General features: G+C 34.0%; 17 protein-coding genes, 1 tRNA gene and 2 pseudogenes. 16 read left to right on the top strand and 4 right to left on the bottom strand.

Going from position 1 to position 19,935, the window contains the following annotated elements; all coding sequences use genetic code 4:
* From MAGTDC_RS00940 to MAGTDC_RS04290, 8 genes and pseudogenes are all read left to right on the top strand, one after another.
* Positions 1–994 (top strand): annotated as a pseudogene (locus MAGTDC_RS00940) (hypothetical protein); the annotation flags it as partial.
* A 15-nt stretch (positions 995–1,009) separates the two neighbouring features.
* Positions 1,010–1,080, top strand: a tRNA-Gly gene (locus MAGTDC_RS00935).
* 1,359 nt (positions 1,081–2,439) lie between these two features.
* A pseudogene (locus tag MAGTDC_RS00930) lies at positions 2,440–4,863 on the top strand (DNA-directed RNA polymerase subunit beta); the annotation flags it as partial.
* 3 nt (positions 4,864–4,866) lie between these two features.
* Complete coding sequence (locus tag MAGTDC_RS00925; protein WP_146656647.1) at positions 4,867–8,907, top strand: DNA-directed RNA polymerase subunit beta'; 4,041 nt, start codon at positions 4,867–4,869, stop codon at positions 8,905–8,907.
* Positions 8,908–8,952: 45 nt separating this feature from the next.
* Positions 8,953–9,126, top strand: coding sequence for a hypothetical protein (locus tag MAGTDC_RS04295; protein WP_192572971.1), 174 nt, complete (start codon positions 8,953–8,955; stop codon positions 9,124–9,126).
* Between the two features lie 128 nt (positions 9,127–9,254).
* Positions 9,255–9,602: a hypothetical protein gene (locus MAGTDC_RS00920; RefSeq protein ID WP_146656646.1), complete on the top strand. Its 348-nt coding sequence runs from the start codon at positions 9,255–9,257 to the stop codon at positions 9,600–9,602.
* A 907-nt stretch (positions 9,603–10,509) separates the two neighbouring features.
* Positions 10,510–10,641, top strand: a complete 132-nt coding sequence (locus tag MAGTDC_RS05280; RefSeq protein ID WP_278046869.1) for a hypothetical protein — start codon at positions 10,510–10,512, stop codon at positions 10,639–10,641.
* Positions 10,642–11,095: 454 nt separating this feature from the next.
* Complete coding sequence (locus MAGTDC_RS04290) at positions 11,096–11,242, top strand: hypothetical protein (protein ID WP_192572970.1); 147 nt, start codon at positions 11,096–11,098, stop codon at positions 11,240–11,242.
* A gap of 1,063 nt (positions 11,243–12,305) precedes the next feature.
* On the opposite strand, the gene MAGTDC_RS00915 is transcribed toward MAGTDC_RS04290, so the two are convergent.
* Positions 12,306–12,467: a hypothetical protein gene (locus MAGTDC_RS00915; RefSeq protein WP_192572969.1), complete on the bottom strand. Its 162-nt coding sequence runs from the start codon at positions 12,465–12,467 to the stop codon at positions 12,306–12,308.
* Between the two features lie 628 nt (positions 12,468–13,095).
* Between MAGTDC_RS00915 and MAGTDC_RS05275 the strand changes: the two genes are divergently transcribed.
* Both MAGTDC_RS05275 and MAGTDC_RS00905 read left to right on the top strand, forming a co-directional pair.
* Positions 13,096–13,230 (top strand): hypothetical protein, encoded by a 135-nt coding sequence (locus tag MAGTDC_RS05275; protein ID WP_278046868.1) that lies wholly within the window; start codon positions 13,096–13,098, stop codon positions 13,228–13,230.
* Positions 13,231–13,418: 188 nt separating this feature from the next.
* Positions 13,419–13,631, top strand: a complete 213-nt coding sequence (locus tag MAGTDC_RS00905; protein WP_146656643.1) for a hypothetical protein — start codon at positions 13,419–13,421, stop codon at positions 13,629–13,631.
* 49 nt (positions 13,632–13,680) lie between these two features.
* Here the strand turns inward: MAGTDC_RS00905 and MAGTDC_RS00900 are convergent, their stop codons facing one another.
* Together MAGTDC_RS00900 and MAGTDC_RS00895 are read right to left on the bottom strand one after the other, a co-directional pair.
* Positions 13,681–14,019: a hypothetical protein gene (locus MAGTDC_RS00900; protein WP_146656642.1), complete on the bottom strand. Its 339-nt coding sequence runs from the start codon at positions 14,017–14,019 to the stop codon at positions 13,681–13,683.
* Positions 14,020–14,667: 648 nt separating this feature from the next.
* On the bottom strand, positions 14,668–15,009 hold the full coding sequence (locus MAGTDC_RS00895; RefSeq protein WP_192572967.1) for a hypothetical protein: 342 nt from the start codon (positions 15,007–15,009) through the stop codon (positions 14,668–14,670).
* 551 nt (positions 15,010–15,560) lie between these two features.
* On the opposite strand from MAGTDC_RS00895, the gene MAGTDC_RS00890 reads away from it, so the two are divergent.
* Together MAGTDC_RS00890 and MAGTDC_RS04280 are read left to right on the top strand one after the other, a co-directional pair.
* Positions 15,561–16,025: a hypothetical protein gene (locus MAGTDC_RS00890; protein WP_192572966.1), complete on the top strand. Its 465-nt coding sequence runs from the start codon at positions 15,561–15,563 to the stop codon at positions 16,023–16,025.
* Between the two features lie 78 nt (positions 16,026–16,103).
* Complete coding sequence (locus MAGTDC_RS04280; RefSeq protein WP_192572965.1) at positions 16,104–16,247, top strand: hypothetical protein; 144 nt, start codon at positions 16,104–16,106, stop codon at positions 16,245–16,247.
* A 397-nt stretch (positions 16,248–16,644) separates the two neighbouring features.
* Here the strand turns inward: MAGTDC_RS04280 and MAGTDC_RS04275 are convergent, their stop codons facing one another.
* Positions 16,645–16,815 carry a hypothetical protein gene (locus tag MAGTDC_RS04275; RefSeq protein WP_192572964.1) on the bottom strand — a complete coding sequence of 57 codons (171 nt, stop codon included), beginning with the start codon at positions 16,813–16,815 and terminating at the stop codon, positions 16,645–16,647.
* Positions 16,816–16,842: 27 nt separating this feature from the next.
* Here MAGTDC_RS04275 and MAGTDC_RS00885 point away from each other — a divergent pair, with 27 nt between their 5' ends.
* The 4 genes from MAGTDC_RS00885 to MAGTDC_RS00875 all read left to right on the top strand — a co-directional run bounded on the left by MAGTDC_RS00885 (position 16,843) and on the right by MAGTDC_RS00875 (position 19,432).
* A complete protein-coding gene (locus MAGTDC_RS00885) occupies positions 16,843–17,550 on the top strand; it encodes an SAM-dependent methyltransferase (protein ID WP_146656639.1) in 708 nt (235 codons plus the stop codon).
* Between the two features lie 860 nt (positions 17,551–18,410).
* Positions 18,411–18,647: a hypothetical protein gene (locus MAGTDC_RS00880; RefSeq protein ID WP_192572963.1), complete on the top strand. Its 237-nt coding sequence runs from the start codon at positions 18,411–18,413 to the stop codon at positions 18,645–18,647.
* Positions 18,648–18,708: 61 nt separating this feature from the next.
* The gene (locus MAGTDC_RS04270; protein ID WP_192572962.1) at positions 18,709–18,879 is read left to right on the top strand and encodes a hypothetical protein; all 171 of its coding nucleotides are present in this window, start codon (positions 18,709–18,711) and stop codon (positions 18,877–18,879) included.
* Positions 18,880–19,219: 340 nt separating this feature from the next.
* Positions 19,220–19,432 (top strand): hypothetical protein, encoded by a 213-nt coding sequence (locus tag MAGTDC_RS00875; RefSeq protein ID WP_146656637.1) that lies wholly within the window; start codon positions 19,220–19,222, stop codon positions 19,430–19,432.
* The last annotated feature ends 503 nt before the right edge of the window (positions 19,433–19,935 follow it).

The following is a 19,935-nucleotide window of genomic DNA, read 5'->3' as shown; positions in this document are numbered from 1 at the left end:
CGAAATACCCTTTGAAATCAAAATAGGTTTAGAACTTCATGCCAAGATAGATTCGAAGTATAAGTTGTTCTCTGGGTATACAAATGACGTTAGTGTGATAGATGAGGGATTACCGGGTAGTTTACCAGTTCTCAATATTGGGAACTTACACATGTTAACAATTTTGGCAAGTGTATTTAAGGTAGGTTTAAACCCATGGTTAACTTTTACAAGAAAGAGTTACTTCTACGTTGATTTGCCATTAGGTTATCAAATCAGTCAGAGATTTCATCCGATGATAAACACAACAAAGATACCTATGATCTCATCGAAGGTGAATAAGACTTGCAACCTGGAGGTTGCTCTGATAAGAGATATATGTTTAGAACATGATTCAGGAAATATAATTGGGAATAAAGACCATGTCGGATTTTGTCGTTCAGGTAGAAGTTTAATTGAACTAACAACTTATCCCTGTTTCGATAGAATCTTAGATATTAAACTCTTCATATTAAAATTAAGATTTGTTTTAATTCATGTTGGAGTTTCAGTTTGTGATATGTCAAACTCTGGATTGAGATTCGATATAAATGTTTCATCAATGATCCCATTCGTAACACCTTCAACCAAAACAGAATTCAAAAACATAAGTGGTTTAGCTACCTTGAACAAGATATTGTCATACGAAATAATTACCATATCGTTAGGAAGGAGGTTATATTCGGAAACGAAATATTGGAACAAATGTGGTATCACATTCAGTAGGATAAAAGAATGAAACCATGGTTATAAACACTTTCTCGATCCGGATTTAACATCAACAAGATTATGGAGTCTGAACATTGGTACAACATTATTATGCTTTGGTATGTCTCGATGATTGGTTTTGTTGGGATCGGGAAGTTCGGTTTCCAAAGATGTACTTAGGTCTGATTTAATTCTAACAAAAACCGGTCTAATCTTGTTGTCTACAATGATTAAATCCATCTACTTCTATCCCCATGTTATCTCTTAAATGATAGTACAACAGGCGAATGTATTTTAGTGGCAGAATTTCAATCTTCCAAGTTGTAAGCGTGGGTTCGATTCCCATCTTTCGCTTAGTAGTCAACCGTATGTTGGATTTTAAACATCAATGGTAATTTATGGATTAAATCAATCGAAATGAGATTAGATTTGGATTGGAACTTACCAAGTGAAAGAATACCGAATTGTTGTAATCTCCAAAGACGAATGTATACAAACCCAATCTGAGGTATTTACAACAACGTTGGAATAAAGATATCGAAATTAATACTCAGATTACAACTGATATTTCCAGTAGAATTTCAAGAAGTGAGTCTAGAATATGCAGGTATAAGGAAGTATGGTTCTATTGAAGGAGAAGAAGGTTCCAATGATTCAGATAGATTTGATATTGATTTGAATCTAATAAGTTACTATGAGAATGAATGGTTCATCTATGTTGATCAAAGATGTGGAATTCAAACAGGTATGGTTGATCTACCAAGATTATTGAAAGATGACACAGTTATCGTTGAAGGTGTACAAAAGGTATTGGTAGTACAGTTGGCAAAACCATCAGGTTTACGTATTGAAGTTTCAAAGGAAAACGAAAGTATAGAACTGTTATTATCTCGAACACTGAAGATGGAATTAAGCAACCTTGGTATTACAATGGCAAATGGAGGTTGCTCAGTAGGTTTATTAGATGTACTTTCATCGTTAATGACAAAACACTTACATGTTTTAAAGAGGGTATTGGAGGTAAGAACATTGGCTTATTTCAAGGGTGTTTGAAGGAATTTAATTTATAGGAGGGTAAAACGTACAAATCAAAGGTTCGGTATTCGTAGGTCATTAAGACATCAAAAAGATCTAACCGTTGTAAAACAAGATAGAAAGATGGTATTGATCTTTGGTAAGAAATTTAATATGAGTGGGGTAACTGGATACAAAGGTGAGTTAACAAGGTTGGATTTATCAACGGCCAGAAGTGATTTCAGTATCATGAACGTTGTTATTGGATCAAGTAATATGAACTTAATTAGTACCTTAATGTATAAGGATGTAGGTCCTTGTAGTGGGATAACACAGGAGGATATCAGTAGTGTTGATTTAACATTGGTAGGGAGATGTCAATTAGATGGGTTGGTAGGTTCAGATTGATGTCATGGGTTAGATCTGTTAACAAAGAGGGATCTGATCGAAATATTACATAAGGATATAAGTTCAGGAGGGAAATGGGATGTAACATGTTCATCGGTAAGGATTCTAAAAGGAGTTGGAGATATAGTTATAGGCATCATTGACAAAAACATGTCAGATGTCTTTGACATCATTGGAGATAGGTTATGGCAGGAATATTTTATTCGTGATAAACTTACATGAACTTATAACAAAACCATGATGGAGATAAGGAAGGTGTTTAGTTCATCAGGTATGTGTCAGTTCTTAGATCAGGTTAACGCTTTATCTGAATTATCTCATAAGAATAGACTAACGTACATAGGTGAAGGATCTGTAACAGTTCAAACTGCTGAACTTACAACAAGGGATGTTAGCAGATGATACTTTGGTAAGGTTTGTCCGATTGAATCACCAGAAGGTCAGAACGTTGGATTAGTTTTGTCATTGGCAGTTAATGCAAGTGTCGATGTGAATGGTTATATCACAACAGGTTATTATAAGGTGTACAACGGTAGAATTGGTAATAATGTTGTATACTTGAATTATTTTGAAGTTAAACACCATTCAATAGTACTACCATTGAAGCATGGATTGTCCGAGCATACCATTTGCATGAACTCTAACAAAGTTGAAGTAGTACATGCTGAACATGCAACGTTGTCAATGACATCGTGTTTACAAGTGTTTTCCTATGCTGTTTGTTTGATTCCATTCCTCGGACACAACGATCCAACCCGTGCATTAATGGCAGCGAACATGTTGAAACAGGCCATACCATTGGTATTACCCCAACCTCCATTGATTGGAACTGGTGCAGAAGCCATGATGATGGAAGCTTCGAAACAAAACGTTAAAACAAGATCAGGAGGTATTGTCTCTGATGTTAATTCGAAAAGAATAACAATTTACGATCCATCTAAAGATGGTTATCATGTTTACTCGTTGTTTAAACCAATAAAAACAAATCAGGAAATGTTCTGTAGACTTAGATCGGTTGTCAATCCTGGACAAGTATTGAAATCTGGTAGTGTTATTGCCGAATGTCAATCAAGTTGTGATGGAGAAATGAGTTTAGGTATCAATCTTTTAGCTGCATTTATGTGTTGAGAAGGATTAAACTATGAGGACTCGATTTTGTTGTCAGAGAATGTTATATCGAAGGGAGTATTCAATTCACTTCATGTGTTGGATGTGGAGATTAAGGTTCGGGAAACAAAATATGGAGGAGAGTGGTTAACAAATAGGCCAGTAAAGATATCAGAAAGGGATTGTCAACATTTAGAAACTAATGGTATAGCAAGGAAGGGATGTGTGTTGAAGGAGGATGATATATTGGTTGGTAAGTTATCTCCGTTGGTAGATGATGACAAATTAAAAGAAAAACTTGATGATGATGGTAAGATCAATGGTAATGGGCTTAGTTCTAAGGAGAAAGAAAGGTTGGTTAAGGATACTTCATTTAGGATTCCGATAGGAATAAGTTATGCTGTGGTATTGGAGGTAGATAGGGATGTTGATAGTAATGTTAATAAGCAACAGGATGGTTTGTATGAGGAGTATTTATATCGGTGGTCTGTTGTTACAAAGACGTATATTAGAAGATGTTGTAAGTTGTTACAACGGTCAATGTTTTCGCTGAAGGAAGGTTTAGGAGGGTTATCATCTATTCCAAGTAATAAGGATATTCAAAATGGTATGAAGTTATTAAGAACAAAATATATTCAATGTTTGGAAAGGATGGAGTTATCTCTATTCAAAGGCTTTGGTAAACGTTTGGTTAATAATACCGATGTTATTGATTCGGATGTTAATGAGATAATAACCATAAGGTTATTGGTAAAGAGATCAATAAAGGTAGGTGATAAGGTATGTGGTAGGCATGGCAACAAAGGTGTGATATCGAGGATAGTTCCGAAGGAGGATATGCCATTCATGGCCGATGGAACACCAATCGATATTGTGTTAAGTCCATTAGGAATACCATCTAGGATGAACATCGGTCAGATATTGGAAGCCAACCTTGGTTTGATAAGTTATAAGTTAGGATTAGAGTTTAAACAAATATTAGATTTATACCATTGAAGTAATAACGAGGAGTTATTAAGGTCGGTTGTACCAAAACTTAGAGAGATATATCCCAGCATCAAAGTTTATACAAAAGATATGATCTTGGTATTGATTTCTGAGTTATCAAAAGGTATTAAGATATCATGTTCGAATTTTGGTTCCGATGTCAGAAATAACATCAAGTGATTGGCAGATAGATTAGGATTACAACGTTGGGATGGACAGGTTCAGTTGTATGATGGTAGAACAGGTTATCCATTTGATAAGAAAACTACTGTTGGTATTATTTACATATTAAAACTGAATCATCTTGTTGACAACAAAATAAGATATCGATCAACAGGTCCATATTCGGATGTAACACAACAACCATTGAAAGGTAAGATACATAAAGGCGGACAGAGGTTAGGTGAAATGGAGGTATGGGCGTTGCAAAGCTATGGTGCTGCATTTGTTACAAACGAAGCATTGACAGCTAAATGTGATGATGTTAAAGCACGGAACAAACTACATACTAACATGTTATCCGGTACACCAGTGTTGTTAAACTATCGAAACGAAGGTGTGTTATCGGTGTTGAAGATATTGTTTGCTATGGGTATAGATGTAAACCAAAATGTTGAGTAGTTAATGTTAGAAAATCCGAAGGATATATCGAGTATTAAGTTAACAATAACCTCTCCAGAGGCCATAATGGCCCATTCTTGGGGAGAAGTATCCAACAGTGTTGGATTCGATATTAAAACAAATAAACCGAACTTAAATGGATTGTTTTGTCCAATAATCTTCGGTCCAATTAATGCCAACGAATGCTTATGTGAAGAACCAACTTTTAATAAAACTTTGATATGTAAGGTATGTGGTGTCGATCTTAGCTTAACAAACCATGATGTTCGTTCAAGGTTCGGTCATATTAGTTTAATCGTTCCAGTGGTCCATACATTACTTTACAAATCAGATCTCAACATTGTAGCCATGTTATTAGATGAGACAGAGGGTTTTGTTAAAGATTTAGTGAACTGTGATCTACATGTTGTAATCGAATCTTCATCAGATGAATTAAAACAAAATCAGATAATAACTACCAATATGTACAGAAAATTATGAGGAAGTAAGTCAAAGATATTAACTGGCGGTGTTGCTCTCTCGTATCTGTTATCAAACATAAACCTTGAGATGGTTAAACGTTCCTTGTTGGAGGTAAACAGATCAGTGTTAAGTAAGGAAGTATCGAAGGATATTAATAAAAGGTTGGAGATAGTAAATGGTTTGATAGATGGTAATATTCAACCAGATCTGTTGATAATAAAAGTCTTATCTGTTCTACCGGCTAGTTTAAGACCAATGGTTGTTTTGGATGATGATAAATTAGTAAGTTCGGATTTAAATGAATTATACAAACAAGTTATCACTAAAAACAACATTGTTTCGTTGATGTTGGATGAGATTGAAGAAGGATTGGATGTAGATTTCGATGATTACCTGATGGTATTAAGAGATCTTCAGTTGGCAGTCAATGCTCTGATCGATAATTCATCAGATGTTGATAAGTCAGATAATTACAACGTTGGAGCTTTGAAATCGTTGATGGATTCTCTGAGAGGTAAGAAAGGTATGTTTAGGAACAACATCCTAGGTAAGAGGGTAGATTATTCAGGTAGGAGTGTGATAGTACCAGGACCAGATTTACTGTTAAACGAATGTGAGATACCGAGAGTCATGGCTCTTGAACTGTTTGACCCATTCATTTGTTCGAAGTTGATGTTAAGATGTGGAATAAAGACCGAATCAGAAGCAAAATACATATTGAAACATGATCGAACGTTGGCAAACGAGATATTAGATGAAGTTGTGAAGTATTATCCGGTGTTGTTAAACCGAGCACCAACGTTGCATAAGCTTAACATCCGAGCATTTTGAATTAAGTTAACAAACGAAAGAGTAATAAGACTTCATCCGTTGTTATGTTCTGGTTACAATGCTGACTTCGATGGTGATCAAATGGCAGTTCATGTTCCGCTTAGTTTACAAGCCAAGATAGAGTGTTCGTTGTTGATGATGGCTGATAAACACGTATTCCATCCGGCCCATGGTGATCCATGCATCCTGCCAACCAAAGACATGATCCTCGGTCTACATTACATGTCATTGACTACAAATGTAGAAAACAACATATGTTTATGGTCATTTTCACAAGTACACAAGGTTCTTGAAAGCAGAATCGTTGGTCTACATGATAAGATAAAATTCATAATCAATGATGGGTCCACCAACACAATAACCTCAACACCAGGTCGTTTGTTAATATCGGAGGTTGTTCCAGCGAAGTGTAGGTTTTTATATGAATGGTCATTCCCAGATTTGAATAAACAAATGATTTCAGATCTTGTTGGCTTGGTTCAAAAACATTATAACGACCAAGTCATGGTTTCATTCTGTGAACAGCTAATGGCATTAGGATTTAAGTATTCAACGAGATCGGGATTATCTCTGTCAATGGTTGATTTTGATGTTCCTAGTATTAAAAAAACACTTATAAGGAATATGCGAACGATGGTAACAAGAACATGGCCAAACCTCTTTCAAGAGGATAACAAACAATCAAATGTTTCGATCAACAACCAACAGTCGTTTTGGTCCATATGACCGAAGTTATTAAAAGATATACATGGTGGTATCGAATTGGAATTGGGTTGTAAAGAAAACAAACGAGTAGGTATTAAGGTTATGTTGGATTCGGGAGCGAGAGGAACATGGTCTCAGGTCAAGCAATTGGCTGGTGCCAGAGGTGACATAATTGGTTTAGACAATCAACGTTGTAGAATACCAATCTTAAATTCGTATAGTGAAGGTTTAAGTTTGATTCAGTTCTTTTGTTGTTCATTTTCATCAAGAAGAGGATTAGCAGATACATCCTTGAAGACCGCAAGTTCCGGTCATTTAACACGGAAATTAGTAGAGGTTGTAAGAGAGTGTGTAATAGATGAATCAGATTGTCATACAACCTTTGGTTTAAAGGTAATGTTGGTTATTGAGACAGGGTTTATTAAGAACAGACTGATTGGTAGAACCTTATTGAAACCGATACATTCGAATGGAATAGTAATAATAAAAGCCAACGAGTTGATAACCGATGACAACATTCGAACTATATTAGACCATTGTGGTAATGACCTGTGGATCAGGTCTCCTTTAACTTGTCATTCTAAGGCAGGTTGTTGTAAACTTTGTTATGGGATAGATTTAGGATCAAGGAGGATAGTAAAGGATGGAGGTTCGGTTGGCATATTGGCAGCTCAATCGATCAGTGAACCCGGAACTCAACTAACATTAAGAACATTCCATGGTAAACACGATTCAAAGAAGGACACGGACGTTGAGAGTATACGTGGATGTTTGGTAGCTCCTTTATCTGGAGTGATCAAGATTAAAAACATCTCATGTGTTTGGTCTGGATCGGAGATAACAGTAGTAGGAACAAAATGTAGGTTGACAATACAACAGGATAATGTTGAGGTTTGAGGGTTGGTTTTAGAAAGAGGTACAACATTGTTAGTTACCAACAACACCAATGTCAATGTTGGTTCGGTTCTGTGTTTTAACAACATGGTTGGTGGAAGATACATATCTTTGGCCAATGGTATAATAAAACTTAGGAATTTAATATATGGTATAAATGTAGTTAAAGTTATGGAAGGAGGGTTAACAATGGTCAGTAGAGATATCAATTCAATTGAGTTTAACAAAGGTCGACCTTCATCGGTTTGTTTGGAGGTAAGAGGAGGTTTGGTCTTAGATCACTTTGTTCCATCTGGGATAAAAATTAATTTGTTGGTACGTTCAAGCAAAAAAGTAAATGTTTTCGATGTGTTATCAGAGGTAAGAGATAACAGATTGGATTCAATTGTTCCAGATGAAGAAGGAGCTTTTACAAAGCTATCAAGGATATTTGAAAGTAATATTGAGGAAAACGATTATGTTGTTCTAGCTAATGTCGATGGCTTCTTTAAATATGGTAACAAAAAACCAAATGACAACGTGTTTGTTCTTGATCCGAGTTCAAGTAACCAGAGACCGTTGATTTACCACTTGCAACAAGATGTTGTTGTAGTAAAGGATAATGAAAAGGTAACCAAAGGTACTTCTATTGTTTTAGGTGAGCCGAGTTTACAAGAATATATCGATGTCTATGGTTTCAATCGGTTCTTCAATTACTTTATCAACACAATTCAAGAGATCTATGAAAGTCAAGGTGTTAGCGTTAACAGTAAGCATATCGAGATAGTATTAAAACAAATGGTGAACATTGGTTCTGTGTTGGAATCTGGAGATTTATCTATCCCAGTGGGGAAGAACTTAAAATGGTGTGAACTATCAAAGATCAATTCAATTGCTACAACGTTGGGAATGAAACCAGCGGTCCTTATTCGAAGGGTTATAGGTATCAACGAGATATGTCTAAATTGAACATCTATACTATCCGCTATTTCGTTCCATGGTTCATCAAGATCCATAACCAAAGCAACTGTATCAGGAAAATCTTATGATGTTAGTGGTATAAAAGACAGTTTGATATTAGGTAAACTACCACCATTTGGTATGGGTTTTCGTTACAATTTCATCAAGATGTTGTGTCGAATCAATGACCAAATTGAAGCAGGTAATCAATAGATAACAAGAAGTAGTTAATATGGTTTGAGATTTAATGGTGTTCACATGGTAGACTTCGGTAGATTAAATTATAAACGAAACCATTACTTGAAGTCTTTACACTGACGACTAAAACAGGTAGTTAACTGTGATAGCAGGACACATGGTTCTAGTGGTTTCTTTGTGATGGATTTAATGGCAACAAAACATGCCATGAATACAACGAAGTTGATGTTATAATTGTGTTGGGTGGTTGTTAAATGTCCGTGTTGTCCATGAATGTTTTGGTTCAAACCGTTGTATCCAACATAAGGATCCATGATGCTCGGATATAAGCATTAATAAACACCTCATCTCATTTGAATAGGTTGGGTTCAGTAAAGTTCAATAATATTGGGATCAATGATGGTAAAAAGAAGTATCTTAGAAAGAAAGAAATGGGACGGTTACGAATGGTTAACAAGGTGATAAAGAAACATATCGATATTAAATCGAATATTGGAATCAATGATCTTGAAATAAAGTTAAGAACTATAAACAACTTCCATACCAAGGGATTTAAAACCGATGTTTTGGTTAAACATTTACGATATACAACCTCATTGGATGCTTATAATCTGTTCCTTAATATGCTTTCAACACGGTTAAGGTTGATAACCTCGTTTCTAGTGGGACCAAAACCAACAGAGAATGGTAACAATGTTTTTCATTTATAATAGATAGGAATTGATTTAAAATTATATCCACATAATCGATTACCACTTCCTCTGACAATTATTGGTTTCTTAATTCTTTAGATCTTTCTATCAGAACCAATCAACACTTCATGACCTGTTGATTTATCACATACTAACACCAACATAGTGAACCACCAATCAAACGAAGCAACAAACGAGTAAACAAACCGCCTATTCGTTTGGATCTCATCTGGATTTTATATCTGATTTGAATTATAAGAACTTAAACTAAACGTTACAACATCTTGTTGGTCTGATCGAACTTATTAACCAAGCTTCGAGAAAATAATCACAACGTTGTCAGAATAAATTGAAGTTATTTGATGGTTGGTTGTTGTAAATCTTTCGTATAAATCCATGAATCCAATGTTCGATACATTCATCAATAATCTAATAACTGTTATGAGTATGGATCTTGTTTTAATTGGTTCAGATTACCTTCGGTTAATGTTAAATCACTCAACAACAACCTGTTTTGTTTGGAATGATGGTAAGTTAATTCGGTTTTTAAGAGTATAGATTTAAAATTGAAAATTATTAGATGTATAACCGTGTTGATTGGGGTTATTAGGATAACATTGGACCCGAAGGGAGCAGAACGTTGTCATCGATGGAGATTGATAGGATACCGAAGTAACTAACCTGGATTAACTGTTACATTACCAATGGAATTAAACAACAAGATCATGACACGTTGATTTGAGGTTGTTAAGCCTTATGGCAATGATGATGAACTTTTTTTGGTTGTGTAGATAACGAGATAACAACCGCCATGGTTCTGACTGATACATTGGTAAATGGTTCTCCCAGCATGTCCAATTAAGGAATACTTGTAGATGATATAAATAGGAGGATTGGATTTGTTAGTTAATAATGTAACCAAGGATTGTTAAGAGGTGGGTTTATCAAGGAAGATTACCAATGTAGATGAAATAGTGTTGAGATTAGTATAAACGTTTTAATAAGGATAGGAAGTGTAGGTTCTTTAATCGTTAGAAGTTTACAGGAGGGTAGGTAAGAATGGGATAATAACAACGTTGGAATTCAGTTCCATAAACATGTGGTTAGAAATGGTAGGAGGATATAGATCTCGATAGTTGTTTCGTTTTCATCGTATTTTACTAACAACAAAGAGGTAACAAAATGTTGGATGAAATAGGCCATATATCCTAATATACAATGGATTAGATCTTTAACTTATTTCCAATTATCTCTGTTACCAGAAGCTTATAACCAACACAGATGGAGGTTTATTGGTTATTACCGATGATATTGATAACGAGAACATTGGCCACCTTGTTGTTAATCAGACATCGTGATGAGATAAAAATGGTGAACGTTGAATTTTCTAGAATGTAGTGGTAACAGCAGGAAATATCAGAGGAAAGACTACTATTGACAGGGTTTAGAGTCAATAGACGGGAAACATTGGTGTCAAACTTAAAGCCACATCGTTTGATCATTGTGGATGGTTGAAAGGAAGGAGGAAATTAAGATTAATAAACAAACAATCCAACGTTGTTAGCAGGTTAGTCTTTTGTGATAAGAAATGGAGATATTGGATAGGATTAAGTATTGAATATGAGACATGGATGTTGGCATCGAAGATCAGAAGATAGGATTACAAGTTCACTTGAATAGATTAACATGTAGGTATGTTGTAATAAAAATGTAGAGATAATATCGAATCCGAATGTAAGAGATAAAAGGATAGAGAGGGTACTAATGGTAGTTAGATCTGTCATTTAAAGGTGGAATAACAACAGGAGGAGGGAACTTCTTAGTTCATAACATCAAAGATTATTAAATACCAATCAAGTACCAAGGTTATAACATTTGGTTTACAACGTTGTAAGATTATCGTTGGTAGTACAGATTAAACAACTGGTTTCCAATGTTGGTACTGGTTGTTATAGCTCATTGAAATGAATTAAAGAGATCGATAATATGTTCCATGGTCATGATGTAAAATGAAAGTGTGTTTAGGGATATGGTATCTGTTGGTGTTATTGATTCGATCAAGGTAATGTTAGTTGTTATTAAGAGAACTGTTAAGTTAACATGTCAAGTTATAACAACCGAGAGGTTCATTGTGGTTGATAGGAATAAATGTGTTAAATTCTGAATAATATTGGATCAGATAATGTTATCGACAGATCAGACGTTATCGAAGTCAGATATCATCGAACAAAGATTTTATTCATTAGACTATTTGTTATCGTTATCGATTAGTAATAAATAAGTCAATAACTATCAATGAGTATACAATTGTAAACAAAACAGATGTTACATTGGATAACGTTTGTACGGTCTTTAGAGGTAAGTTCATCAACAACATATTTTTTGAATACTTGTTGTGCTTGGTTCGTGATCAAAAGATGTTGTTAAGAAGTTTCGAACGAAGATGGATTCTGAAGTTTATGATTGGCATGATAACGAAATAGAGGGAACCGAAAGGTTCATCATTGATTGATGTTGTTATTTAAGTTGTAACATGATCCGATCAAACAAACCAAATTAAACACAACCTTTGGTTACAGTGATTATTTGGGACCAACATGGTAACAACGAAGTTATCTATGTGTTAATGGAATTTCATGGACCATAGTGTGTTCGATTCATCTGAATGTAAACTCACCGAATATAAATTACCAGAATTAATCATGGAAAATGTATTTGATTCTAGACTTCATGTATGGCTTTCAAAGGTTGGAGGTTGTTATAGATTAACGAGAGTATGTTAATATCGAACAGCAGATTTGTTCAATTAATTAAAATTGATATCATTGTTAACATGTTTAAATATTTTGTTACAACGTTGTGACATATCGGTTTGATCAACATTGATGTAATTAAATTCATAACCAAACATCCATGACTTAATCCTAATGTTTAACATCATCTAGATGTACTTGGTTGGTTAAACTTCAAGTGATATAATAATCGGAAACATATATCTGTTTATGTACTAAAACCTCGGAGGTTTAAATCAACTAATGACCAACATGTAAGGAGTTCATTGCCCCATCATAGGGGCAGGAAAGTTGGATCTAACAAGATCTTCCGATCTAGACCATAGGTTCTTATAACAACAAAATGTCTACAAAACAACGTGTTATTCTTTGGTTAAACAAGTTGTTGTAGTGGTGTCAATGAAAGGATGGGATTGATGGCTTTGAAATCAAACATATAACCTGTATCTTAACTTCATGGTTATTAGTTATTCCAACGATAATTGAAATTGTTTAAGATCGGAGGAAGGAGATAATCTCAATTCCAGAGTTGTTGAAGGTAATAATAAGGAGGGTATAATAGTCTGAATTCATAGGATATCGAATTAATGTTAGGTCTTAAGTAGTGACATATAGGTTCAATGGCTACGATAGAAACAACCGATGAGGGTGTTTCAAGTGTAGGATTTTGTTAGGTTAAAACAGGTATGTACGGAGTATTTAAACATCAAAATGATGGTATGAATAAAAGGTATAAAGGAAGGATTATAGGTATGTGTGTTGATATCTTTAAATTGGTTGTTACAAAACGTTGGTTACAAGTGAACCACCTCCAACACATAAATAAAAACAACAAACAAATGAGATATATATAAGTGTTGTTTGTAATGAGGGTTATGTTTGGTGTGACATGTTGTTAGGTTGGTTCGTTGTTACGAACGTGATGTGTCAGATGTAGAGATCAGAAGTAGTCTGGGGTAGGATCATGTGGAGGGTTCAGTGTTGTTAATTTGTTGGTGTGGATGGGGTTTATCTTGTAGGATATAGGATTAATTAGGATGATGTGTTTGATGAACATAACAAATGTTACATTGGATGTGGTTTGTTTAAGTGAAGGATCAGATGGGGATGGGATCTAAGAGTTGATAAATGGTGGTTAATGATAGATGAAGAGAATAGGGAACAACACAGAGTAGGCAGATGGAAGAAAGGATTGGTTTATTGTGTATGTTGGCTTGATTATTTGATAAATTATACAGAGGATGTTAGTAATTAGTTAATAGATAATTAAAACACATGAGATGAAGAAACGATAGAATGAGAAGCTATGAGGGAGGGGATAGGAGGGATGTTAATAGATTTAAATCAACACCAAGAAAGTAGTAGTTGTTGTGTTTGTTGCTGTAACATCCGAATATCATCTGATATCTCGATCGTTGTATCGACCAAGTACAACAAAATAAACATCAATGTCATTGATAAGATGATGTTTTAAGGAGGGTATGATGGATGTTGGATATAAAAGAGATGTGCAGATATGTGGTTACTATCGGTTCCAAAGTTATCAGTTCTCTTACCTTTCTACTGTTTAATACCATGTTTCAGATAAGTCTATCCATGATGGTAAGCAGTTCATAAACAAATGATCTGTTGATATCTTTCATTGTAACGTTTTCCTCATAGTATTCACACTACTATTGACAATCAGTAACACCAACACAATGTTGGGTTGATTCATTTGATTCTCCTAAACAGGTTATAACTTAGACGGTAACATTAACCATCACAACGTTGGTAGTTTAAGACCATTTGTTGTACTTTAATTCGGATATTACCTGCAACGATGTTAGATGTCATACCAGTCATAATATCTCAGACATGTTTACCATCTTCCATTTACTTAGACTTACCAATGATTTATCTTAAACCAATCATATCGATGTTTTTAATTACATTCGAACAAACGGGATTAAGCCAATCGTTTGTTACCTGGTCATTTGGCCATGGTTAGCATCATGGTTGTTTCTGTCTCATTGAAGATATTAAGATCAACGTTTCACCAACACAGTGTTGATGTATCGATCGAGTTTATTTATTCCAATAATCTTATGAATTTATCAACATCAACCTTCCAACATTCGGTTACCATAACATGGATGTCAATGTCCTAAACAGACATCGAAGTAATCGATAAATCTAACATGTTCTCCATATGACTTAAAAAACATATTAAGTAAATCATTTAGATCAGTGATAACAACGATTGGATCATGTGTTTTCAATGGTTAAGATACGGTTGTTCAGTAAGAGATTTAGAAGGTAGTGTCGTATCATTTTAAAAGTATGTTATCATCAGCACTATCTGTATTAAGATGATTTCAACATCTTTCATCTTTGTTTCAATTAAAATAAAACACATTACCATTACTATTTAACATCAGTACTATTTTTTCAGTGTTATGTCTATAACAACAAGATCTATAAATATACGGATGTTTTATCAATATCAAAATCCAGCTTACATCAATATCTCCATAACGGGTATAGTCAACGATATTCATGTTCATAATATCAATTAATTCCAGGTCTATCCAAACAAAGTAATCCCGTTTAACATTGGTTAACATCACTGACAGATACTTCAATTCAAACATCCGATATCTAGTTTAAATTAATATTAAGTATAAAAAACGGTCAAACATTCTTTTAGTACACAAATTAATGAATTGATTTTATTTCTTGGTTATCATTTGTATACCGATTTTATTCTAACGTTATAATACAACTTTGTTGTATCCAAGGTTATAAATCTCGGTTCTTTTAACTAATAGTATTAAAGATTTCAAGTACCGATCGAAGACACATGAACATAACTGTTATTGTCAAGGAACCATGTCATCGAAAAGAATACAAAACACAGAACTATTGAGTGTTGATAGTTATGGCAGGTTTAATTAGTTTTGGGTTCACCATGTTGGTGAGTTCTGGCATCGATTGATAACTTCATGGATGTAAACAGATATTAACAACCATCTATAATCAAACAAAACGTTGTGACCAATGACCACCATATTTATATTTCCATGTTTACAAAAACAACATGTGTATGTACCTTGGTTCTAATTCAGTTAAATTAACTATGAGATAATTTTTCGTAGTGTTAGCACTATTTAATTCTAAATTCTCAAAGTGAAGTAGATCAATAATGATGGATAAAATGTTACTTGTTCTATCGAAAATCAACAAAATAGAGACCGGAATTATACCTGTTCCATCACCAATATATAAAGTTCATTCACCGAAGAATTTCATTAGCAATTGTAAATACTTTAACGAAGTCTGTGATTACAACGATCTAATAAAACTGATGGTTTACAGTGTTGTCTTTAGAACTCGTATAAAACTTGTAGTATGTTATAGAAATAATAATGTTCATAGTGTTAACAACAATTTGGTAAGTTTCGATTATGGGGTTGTTAATAATCCGTTGTTCAGTATCACAGGTTTTGATAATTCGAACACAACATCACGATGATTAAAATGTTTCACAAGATCTATGCCAATGCTCGGTAAATTAACAACATGACCAAGGGAAAACAAGATCCAAGGAACCACCATCCCGAGCATGTTTATAAAACTAGAGAGGGATATAGCCAAACGTTTGACCTAATACCATGTTGTGGTTTCAGTTTTTTCCACGGTTAGAACATTCAAGGTTAACATATCTAATCAGGGTTTAATTATAAACATGAAACAAATAGTTGGATCAGTTGTACATTTATCGTCATTATCAGGATTTTGTTTGATAAGTTTAGGAATAGATGGATTACCAAAAAAATGGTTACAACATCCTCTTGATCCAGACATGTTGTTGGATATTATGGGTATATAAAATCTATAAGACAAGATGTTAGAGGTAAGATATGTTCGAACTTCATGTTGGGCGTTGAAACAACAAGGTCGAAGTCAGTTCTTGTCGGCAACACAGGTGTGTGTTCTGGTGATGTAGGTTTTTATTCAATTTTAAATTTACTCATTCACCAATATACAACATCCATAAGAAACCAAAGATTGTCGTTATTTCCAAACATTTCAACATTCCAATACTTCAATAGTATTTTAGGTTCAACATTATCATCAAATACCTCTGTGGTTTCGTTGTCAAAGTTTCAATCATGATCGAGATTAAAAGCCTTTGTAATCGGAAGTGTAACGAACAACTCTCCATGTTTTGTTTTCAATCCTAAGTCACAAATAAGGAACCGAACGTTGGTGTATATTTTAAATTTTTATAACTTCATTGGATCAAATCTATCATTGGTAATAGGTTTAAATTTAGGTTCACCTTTCGAAGAAGTTTCAATTTCAACAATATCAAGGATAACTCTATCTTCGATGAATATGACATCACTTGTTTTAATTCTACCGTGCAGTAGCTTAACGTTAATTGGTAACAACATCCTAGTTTTCAGTAACAATTAACAACTTTGTTGGTTATCGTTGGTCTTGGTCCAGGTAGTATTCATCTTATCGGATTATTAACGGTGTTTTTATTAGAAACAACACAGGTTGTTTTATTGGAATCGTTAACTAATCGAAGTGTTTTATCTCTTTTATCTAATAGTTCAAGCATCAAGTACGTTGGAAGATCACTTTATTCATCCAAATCAAATTTGTATGGTGTGTTGTTGTTTACGTTATACATTTGTTCGGTTCAGATTAGGACAACATGGTTAAAGAATGGTGATGCATTAATGTTTAATAGATCCTGATGTAAACAGATGATTTCAAGTTCAATGGAGGTGGAACTTACGACTGTGCCAGGTATAACTTCGGCTGTTGCTTCTTTTGGTATTAGTAATATTAACTTAAACGGTAAACCAAACACTGATGTTTTACTAACGTGTAATATAGGTTCAATTGAAAGTAAACCAAACAGGTATGCTTCGGTTGTTTACATGTCAAGACTTAGATTTTATCATCTATCAGATAACTTAATCTGTTCTTCAACTGCTTCCAAGGACAACGTTGTCATGAACCACAGCATTGGTCTGTTGGCTCAGAATTTGCTTAGAGTCAGTCTTAGAGATGTAGTGTTTACTTCAACAAGTTGAAAGTTCAATTCTCCGACATTGGTAACAATAGGTGAAGCAATAGATAAGCATTACTGAATTAATTGACTGAAATCAAACTAATAACAAAATGGTCACAGTTTTGGTCCATTTGGTCAAACGACCAGGTATGCTCAGCATACTAATCGCATAGAGGTTGTAATCTCTAAATCATGATGATGAAGTAAGTTATAACAGCCATCAATTAAATGTTCAAAACACAACATCCCAATGGTTCACTTTGTCTATTATCAAACATGAATCCAAAATAACTATCTCCGAGATAAAAACATACCAAACGTTGTGTTGTCAATATTATGTCGATATTGTTGTTTTAATTCATAAATTGATCTTACCAACCGTTGGTTCTTTTAATAACTCTAAGATATTTATTGATCAGTTCAATCAATTGGTTCAATGTTCATCAAAAGATTTCGAAAGAACCATTGACTTCGTTGTTTTGTGATAAGGTAGTAAATATATATTTGTAACATGGATTATAGTATGTTTATTAAACCAATTCTTCCAAACAAACCATGAGATTAGAATGGCTATTATTAATGTTAGTGGCAAATATAAGTTCGATTGAATATATGGTTAGAAGATAAGCATGTTGGAAGTATAATTCAATTGATAGTTCAGATATTTATATTAGAGGTTTTAATATGACCATTTGATTGGGGTAGATAGAGTTGTTATTTCCTACGTACAGATGACAACACGTAAGCTGATTTTGTTGAAGACTATTAGATATTGAGATATAATTGGGATTGATCGTGAAGTTAAGTTTACAAATCATCATTTGAAATGAAGGAATGACCATGGTGTCCGTGTTTGAAAGTGGTTAACCAACATTTAAACATATCTGTTCTTGTTCTAAACGTTGTAACAACAGGTAAGGTCCGAAAGGACTAACAATAGGTTTAATCTTATCAAAATCTGGAGTGAATGTATTGATAATAGTAGAACTATATTTAGTAATAACAAGTATGTTCATGGAATTTGGTAATTGTTATTGATTTATTAATGAGATTGGTAAAGATAGGTTTAACAGGAAGGATGAAGGAACCAATTGGAAGGTTGGGATGTTGTGGATGTTTTGTGAACCAATCAATGTAGTTGACATGAGTACGTGATCGGTTTGTGCTAACAAAATCAGATGTTGTACGTACAACAGGTAGCATGGTTGTTGCAAGTGGTTGTGAAGTGGGAGTTTAAGTACAAGAACCATATAGATCTCGGATGTTGTTTACGGTCATTTCCGATGATGATGGGATAGTACCGATCAAAATTCAAGTAACTATGGTGTTACAACGATGTTGGGATTTAAAAATTGGTGAATTGTCATATGGGTGTTGGTTCGTTGAGATGTCTGTTAGTAAATTCATTAGAGGTTTTGATGGCACGATGTAAGTAACAGGCTATTGGCATGGACAGAGGTCGGATGCATGTTGATCGAAGGATAGCAGTGGGAAGAAGATGGTTGATGTAGGTAATTTAGGAATGATGTTTAGATCCAAGATCGAGACCGTGTTGTTTCAGAACAGGATAGGGATGACCATCGATATATAATTGGACAATTAGGTTTGATAAGAACAAATGTAAAAGAAGTATTCGTTGCAGGTGATGTAGTTGTGTTTGATCATAAGCACGTGATGGTTAGCTGTTGGTTCTGGCTGTTCTTGTTGTATTAGACTCACGATGGTGTTTCCTGTGAACAACCTTGATTTGATAAAAACCAATTGATACATACATGGTTTGGTTTTTGTATCCAACATCCATTGATCCTGTTGGAATCGACTTCTATAGAAAACCAATTCACATTGATGATAAGTTAAGAAGTGTAAACAGCCACAACGTTGATGTTGGTTTCATAATAACAATGGTATTTGTTTACAACATCCGAACAAAATCCTGATACAATTTGTTATTACCAACGTCCATGCTTACTATGTTGGTTTCTTAATTACTTATCAAACATACCATGGTTCGTTAATGTCAACAGAGTTCGTTTTATTATCAGACTTGGATGTTGATTAGTCGTAACAAAATCCATGATGGTACCTTTTGTGTCTTGATTTCAGTACTTCCTTGTTGTTTAAGATTCAATATTGTAATCTTTTATTATCAATCATTTTGGATCTTGATTTTAGTTAGAATATTATCATTTGTGAATAAATCATGAGTTCTGTTTATAGATCTACCACATAAAGTTAAATCAATTACTTCGTTGTGACCGATATGTTGATTTAAGGTTGGAGATTATATTTAATTTCATCTGAAAATGTATCAAAAGAAACATCCCGATATTCTTCATGTAATCTAAGTAGATATTGAATTAAACGGAATAAAGTTTTAACTAATAAAATCGAAATAATATCAAGGAAATATTTAACCCATCTACAAAACAATGGTATTTTAAAAGAGTTGTAAACTTCATGCTAATGCCGTGTTTGTAGGTAAGATTAA

It is taken from the genome of Candidatus Hodgkinia cicadicola (assembly GCF_002774925.1).
Note: the sequence above shows the minus strand (reverse complement) of the source record. Positions and strands in the feature narration are given on the sequence as shown.